The sequence below is a fragment of the Magnetococcales bacterium genome (assembly GCA_015228935.1).
GTDB lineage: Bacteria > Pseudomonadota > Magnetococcia > Magnetococcales > DC0425bin3 > HA3dbin3.
This window is the reverse complement of record JADGCO010000162.1, coordinates 1-6,359: the sequence shown is the minus strand read 5'-3', so window position 1 is coordinate 6,359 and position 6,359 is coordinate 1. Positions and strand designations below refer to the sequence as shown.

5 protein-coding genes and 1 tRNA gene are annotated in these 6,359 nt (G+C 57.9%); all 6 read left to right on the top strand.

Going from position 1 to position 6,359, the window contains the following annotated elements:
* Window positions 1–2,183, top strand: a 2,183-nt coding sequence (locus tag HQL65_20025) for a valine--tRNA ligase (protein MBF0138524.1), incomplete at its 5' end; no start/stop codon positions are given.
* Window positions 2,180–3,016: a carboxylating nicotinate-nucleotide diphosphorylase gene (gene nadC / locus HQL65_20020; GenBank protein MBF0138523.1), complete on the top strand. Its 837-nt coding sequence runs from the start codon at window positions 2,180–2,182 to the stop codon at window positions 3,014–3,016. The genes HQL65_20025 and nadC, both read left to right, overlap by 4 nt.
* Window positions 3,017–3,098: 82 nt before the next feature.
* Window positions 3,099–3,929 (top strand): biotin--[acetyl-CoA-carboxylase] ligase, encoded by an 831-nt coding sequence (locus HQL65_20015; protein ID MBF0138522.1) that lies wholly within the window; start codon window positions 3,099–3,101, stop codon window positions 3,927–3,929.
* A gap of 197 nt (window positions 3,930–4,126) precedes the next feature.
* A complete protein-coding gene (locus HQL65_20010; protein ID MBF0138521.1) occupies window positions 4,127–4,906 on the top strand; it encodes a type III pantothenate kinase in 780 nt (259 codons plus the stop codon).
* Window positions 4,903–5,844, top strand: a complete 942-nt coding sequence (locus HQL65_20005; GenBank protein ID MBF0138520.1) for an SPOR domain-containing protein — start codon at window positions 4,903–4,905, stop codon at window positions 5,842–5,844. The genes HQL65_20010 and HQL65_20005 overlap by 4 nt, the downstream gene beginning before the upstream one ends.
* A 43-nt stretch (window positions 5,845–5,887) precedes the next feature.
* Window positions 5,888–5,964, top strand: a tRNA-Met gene (locus tag HQL65_20000).
* The last annotated feature ends 395 nt before the right edge of the window (window positions 5,965–6,359 follow it).

The following is a 6,359-nucleotide window of genomic DNA, read 5'->3' as shown; positions in this document are numbered from 1 at the left end:
ATCCCCTCGCGGATGGTAGCGGCCATCTGGTGGTGGCGACGACGAGACCGGAGACCATGCTCGGGGATACGGCCGTGGCCGTTCATCCGGAGGATGTTCGCTATCGGCATCTGGTGGGTCGGAAGGTGCGACTTCCCCTGGCGGAACGGGATATTCCCATCATCGCCGACGCCTATGTGGATCCAGAGTTTGGCACCGGCTGCGTCAAAATCACCCCGGCCCACGACTTCAACGACCATGCCATGGGCGAACGGCATGGTTTGGAAAAAATCAATATTTTTACCGACTCTGCCCAACTCAACGACGTGGTGCCCCCTGCCTATCGTGGCATGGATCGCTTTGCCGCCCGTACCCGGGTGGTGGCGGACCTGGAAGCCAGGGGTCTGTTGGAAAAGGTCGAACCTCATCGACTGATGGTTCCGCGTGGGGATCGAACCAAGGTCGTGGTGGAACCCTATCTGACCGATCAATGGTTTGTCAAAACCGCCCCCCTGGCCGCCGAAGCAATCCGGGTTGTCGAAGAAGGACGCATCCGGTTTGTGCCGGCCAATTGGGAAAAAACCTATTTTGAATGGATGCGCAACATCCAGGACTGGTGCATTTCCCGCCAGATCTGGTGGGGACATCGGATTCCGGCCTGGTATGGCCCGGATGGCCAGCCCTTCGTCGGGCGCAGCGAAGAAGAGGTCATGGCGGCTGCCACACAACACTATGGCAAACCGGTGCCCCTGACCCGGGATCCAGATGTCCTGGATACCTGGTTTTCCTCGGCCCTGTGGCCCTTTTCCACCCTTGGCTGGCCGGAACAAACCCCCGAACTGGCCCGGTTTTATCCCACCCAGGTCCTCGTCACGGGGTTCGACATCATTTTTTTCTGGGTCGCCCGGATGATCATGATGGGTCTCAAGTTTGCCGGAGATGTTCCCTTCCGGGAAGTGTACATTCATGGCCTGGTCCGGGACGGAGAAGGCCAGAAGATGAGCAAATCCAAAGGCAATATCCTGGATCCGCTCGACCTGATCGATGGCATCGCCCTGGCAGACCTGGTCGCCAAGCGCACCCGGGACATGATGCAGCCCCACCTGGCCCGCAAAATTGAACAGGCCACCCGCCAGGATTTCCCCCTAGGCATCCCGGCCTTCGGAACCGATGCCCTGCGCTTTACCATGGCGAGTCTCGCCACCCAGGGACGCGATGTCAAATTCGACCTGGGACGGATCGAAGGCTATCGCAATTTTTGCAACAAATTGTGGAATGCCAGCCGGTTTGTCCTGATGAATACCTCCGGGCGGGAGTGCGGCCTGGGGCAGACACACCATTCCCTTTCGGTCGCCGACCGGTGGATCGTATCCCGGTTGCAGCATCTGATCCGCGAAACCGGACGGGCGCTGGATGAATACCGGATCAATGATGCAGCCAATGCCGTTTATCAATTCCTGTGGGGTCACTATTGTGACTGGTATCTGGAACTGGTCAAACCGGCCATCTACGGTGCGACAGTAACCGAAGAGAGCCGGGTGGCGGTGCGCTACACCATGCTGGATGTCCTGGAAACCGCGTTGCGCCTGCTGCATCCGCTGATGCCGTTCATCACCGAGGAGTTGTGGCAGAAAGTGGCTCCGGGTGTAGGGCGACAGGGGGAAACCATCATGCTGGCCCCCTGGCCGCAAGCGGATGCCGCCCGCCAGGATCCCGGCGTGGAAAAAGAGATGGAGTGGGTGATGGCCTGCATCACGGCGGTCCGTACCATGCGTGCCGAGATGGATATTCCCCCCGGACAACCCCTGGAACTCCTGGTTGCCGGTGAAGCCTGGGCAATCAGACATGTGCGCGACCATCAAGAGGTGATTGTCTCTCTCGGACGTCTTTCCGGCTGGCGTGAGCTGACCGGAGACGCGCCGTCCGGCTGTGCCTCCGGCGTGGTGCAAGGCTTGCGTCTCTTCATTCCCCTGGCCGGGATCATCGACCTGGATGCCGAAGAGTCCCGTCTGGAAAAAGCCATCGGCAAGGTGGAAGGGGACCTCCAGAAGGTTCTCGGCAAACTCAGCAATGAAAATTTTCTCGCCAAGGCCAAACCCGATGTGATCGACAAGGAACGCCACAAACAGCGCTCCATGGAAGAGCAGCGACAAGGGTTGGCCGAAGCCCTGGAACGAATTCGTGCCCTGCGGAGAGAAACATGACATTTCCCTGGTTGGAGGTTGTCAAAAATGCCCTGGCCGAAGATGTGGGTCGCGGAGATGTGACCACAAATGCCCTTCTGGGAGCCGGACAGGGAGTCAAAGCCAAACTGGTGGCCCGCGAAGACCTCGTGGTGTGCGGTCTGTCGGTGATGGCCGAGGTGTTTCGCCAGGTGGATTCCCGGGTGCGCATGCTGCCCACCATCCAGGAAAGCTGCGGAGCCATGGCTGGCAATACCATCTGTACCATCCAGGGACCGGCACGCGGCATCCTGACCGGAGAACGGGTGGCCCTCAATTTTTTCCAGCATTTGTCGGGTGTCGCCACCCTGACCCGCCAGTATGTCGAGCAAATATCCGGCACCAATGCCCGCATCGTCGATACCCGCAAAACCGTGCCCGGCCTGCGCCTGCTGCAAAAATATGCCGTGCGGGTCGGCGGCGGCCACAACCATCGCATGGGCCTGGATGATGGTGTCCTCATCAAGGAAAATCACATCGCCCTGGCCGGAGGCGTGAAAAATGCCGTGGAACAGGTCCGGGCAACCGTCCACCATCTCCTGCGCATCCAGGTGGAGTGTGAAACCATGGCCCAGGTCCAGGAGTGTCTGGATGTGGGGGTCCACGCCATCCTGCTCGACAACATGGATATTTCCAACATCACCAAAGCTGTCCAGCTTGTCAACGGCCAGGCCCTGGTCGAGGCCAGTGGCAATATGAACCTGCAAAAAGTCCGCGCCGTGGCGGAAACCGGCGTCGATTTGATCTCCGTGGGGGCCATCACCCGCAGCGCCACCAGCAAGGATGTCTCGTTGCTCATCGATGAAGATGCCTGATCTGTCAACCGTCATGCAAACGGCTGGCGAGGTTGCAAAATGGCTGCGTTATTGCATCCAGACATGAAAAGGATATCGCCCGGTGCGCGAACCCGATCTGTTGACCCGCGAGGCCGTTGCCTCCCTGCTGTCGCCGGGCCTGTTTCAGGCTGAACGGTACCATTATCTGGTCGAGGTTGGTTCGACCAATGAGGATGTCGTGACCCGGGCACGGGCAGGGGCACCCGAAGGAACTGTCGTGGTGGCAGAAAGTCAAACCCGGGGACGTGGTCGCCTGGGACGAAGTTGGGTCTCGCCCCCGGGAGTGAATCTCTGTTTTTCAATTCTGTTACGCCCCCGCATGAATCCGGGTCGAACCTTCCAGTTGACCCTCCTGGCCGGATTGGCCCTGGCCGAGACGATTCGCGAGGCCGGCTTTGCGGATGTGGCCATCAAATGGCCCAATGACCTGTTGCTGCGGGGACGAAAATTGGCTGGCATCCTGACCGAAATGAGTGCCGAAATGGATCAGGTTCATCATGTCGTGGTCGGCGTCGGCCTGAATGTCCATGCCACAACGGCCTTGTTTCCCCCCGAATTGCAGGCCACAGCCATCAGTTTGGCAGATATTTGTGCGGAGTCTGGTTCCCTGGTTGCCAGCCCGGTTCCGCTCCTGCGCCGCCATTTATTGGTCGGATTTTTGAAGCGCTTTGAAACATGGTACCACCAGTATCAGGAAGAGGGGTTTGGCGTTGTTCGGAATGCCTGGTTGGCCATGGCCCGCATCCAGGAACGCCGGGTCAAGGTCAATTTGATCAAGGAACAATTCACGGGTGTTGCCCAGGATATGGATGCGGATGGTTTCCTCCTGGTTCGCCGCGATGACAATGGGACCGTCAGCCGCGTGGTGGCAGGTGATGTGGCTCTTGTATAAAGTGGATTTTGCCGTAATGATGAAATCCGGCCCGGGTTGCCGGAAATGACGCATGAACAAGGCATGAAAAAATCCGGCCCGGGTTGCCGGAGGCGACGTGCGCACGAGGCATGAAAAAATCCGGCTTGAGTTGTCAGGGATGAATGCCGAAAATACATGCAGGGTGTCCTGGCTTTCCTGAAAATGCGAGATTCGATATGTTGCTGGTGGTGGATGTCGGTAATACCCATATCGTCTGGGGTGTGTACGAGCAGGAAGAGTTGATCCGGCATTGGCGGGTCTCCACACGGGTGGAGTGTACCGGCGATGAATACGGCTTTCTGATTGCCAATCTGTTCAGTTCGTCCGGCATGGATCGGAGCGCTGTCGAGGGTGTCATCATTTCAAGTGTGGTGCCCCCGGTTCAATCTGCCCTGGTCCGGGCGATTCGTCGCTACCTGGGATTGACGCCCCTCCTGGTCGGCCCCGGTCTGAAGACCGGTATGTCCATCCGCTATGACAATCCCAAGGAAGTGGGCGCGGATCGGGTGGTCAACGCGGTGGCCGCCTTTCAGATGTTGCAGCAGGCCTCCGTGGTGGTCGATTTTGGTACGGCGACCACCTTCGATCTGGTCGGCCCCAAGGGTGAATATCTGGGGGGGGCCATTGCCCCGGGCCTCGGTCTGGCGATGGATGCCCTCTTCGAACGTACCGCCAAGTTGCCCCGTATCGAACTGGCCCAACCCACCGTTGTGGTGGGTCGCGATACGGTCAGTTCGATGCAGTCCGGTCTCTACTGGGGGTATGTCGGGTTGGTGGACGGCTTGATCGAACGCATGGAGGAAGAGTCCGGCTTCAAACCCCTGCGGGTTGTGGCCACAGGTGGGTTGGCACGCTTGATCGCCCAGGACAGTCGCCGGATTGAAATTGTCGATGAATTTCTGACCTTGACCGGTCTGCGTATCCTCTACGAAAGAAATCGCCAGGGGGTCTCATGAGTCAGGCTTTGTCAGCAATCACGAGTCGATTCAGTTCCTCGGGGGGAAGTTCGGCCCTGTCCCGTTTCGGGCCGTTGGCCTTCGTCTCCCTGATGGCTTTGTTGAATCTGCACCTGCTCTGGATCACCCTGACCAAAACCGAGTCCGGTCTTTGGACCGGTCCCCTCATGATGGGCAAGGTGTTGCCTCTGCAACCCAAATCAGCCGGTCAGGCCAAAACCGAAGCCAGGCCGGAAGCAAAGCCGGAGTCCAAAGAGCATTCCGCCAAGCCGGAAGTGCCTCCAGTCAAGGAAAAAGCGGCAGAAAAGCCAAAAACACCCGCAGCGACTTTACAGGCCGTTTCCAAGCCTGTCGGGCGTGCGGAACCCAAGCCATCCCCGACCCATACGCCACCAGCGGCAGTTGCGGAGTCGGCGAGTGTCGGCTCACAGGCACCGGATGGCAAGGGTTACTATGTGCAAGCTGGGAGTTTTGCCCTGCGCAAGGGTGCCGATACCCTGATCGCTCGTCTGCGTACCAAGGGCTTGAATCCGCGTCTGCTGCAACAAACCGACATGGTGCTGGTCAATAACGTGCAAGCCGGGCCTTTCCGCATCTTTGGTGATGCCAAGGAAGCGGAGATCAAATTGCGCTCCGCAGGGATTATCGTTAAAACCGACAATACCTGGGAAGGCTACATGATCTCCATCAGCAAGGAGATCCACCTTGGCAATGCCATCGACAGCATGGCAAATGCCGAAAAATTGGGTGTCAAGCCCCTGCGCATCATCAAGGTGGAAGACGCACAAAAATTTTTCAAGGTGATTCTCGGACCCTATAAATCCGAAAAAGATGCCAAGGAAACCAGTGCCAATCTCGCAGCTTCGGGTCTCGCCGTCCCCCTGATCAAAAAATGGGATGCCAGTGAAGAAGCGGCACAAAAAGACGTTGAAGGTTGACACGTCCAGACTTGGAGGTAGAATCTCCTCCGACGTGCGTTGTGGCGGGGTAGCTCAGCTGGTCAGAGCAACGGATTCATAATCCGGAGGTCGGGGGTTCAAGTCCCCCCCTCGCTACCAGTAAAATAGCGTGTTAAGCATCTTCCTCCTCACTGCCAACCGACCCCTCTGTGTAATTTTGGTGTAATTCTGCGGCAGGTGGGGATGACACCCTTTTGTCCAGTTTGTCCATGGCGGCCTGGTGTGGCGCGACAACCCGAGCTGGACTGATTGACATCTCAAGCTGGACTTTGACACTCTGAATTGGACTGGAGAAACTAAAAAAAAATTTATTCACAACGTGAGAATGCGTGGAAAGAAGCTACTGCACTCCTTGCTAGAACTCTTGGTTCGGTAAGACCCCGGAATCCATATTGAGCCTTCGTCATAATCCATCTGCTGGACAATGGAGCCATCGCTGATATTGACGACCAGCCGCACACTGCCGAGATGGTCGGAGAGCATGCGGTAGGTTT

Bases quoted from the DNA above. Each gene is read 5' to 3' on its own strand.
- HQL65_20005 (MBF0138520.1), top strand. From the start codon at position 4,903: ATGAGTCAGGCTTTGTCAGCAATCACGAGTCGATTCAGTTCCTCGGGG.
- nadC (MBF0138523.1), top strand. From the start codon at position 2,180: ATGACATTTCCCTGGTTGGAGGTTGTCAAAAATGCCCTGGCCGAAGAT.
- HQL65_20010 (MBF0138521.1), top strand. From the start codon at position 4,127: ATGTTGCTGGTGGTGGATGTCGGTAATACCCATATCGTCTGGGGTGTG.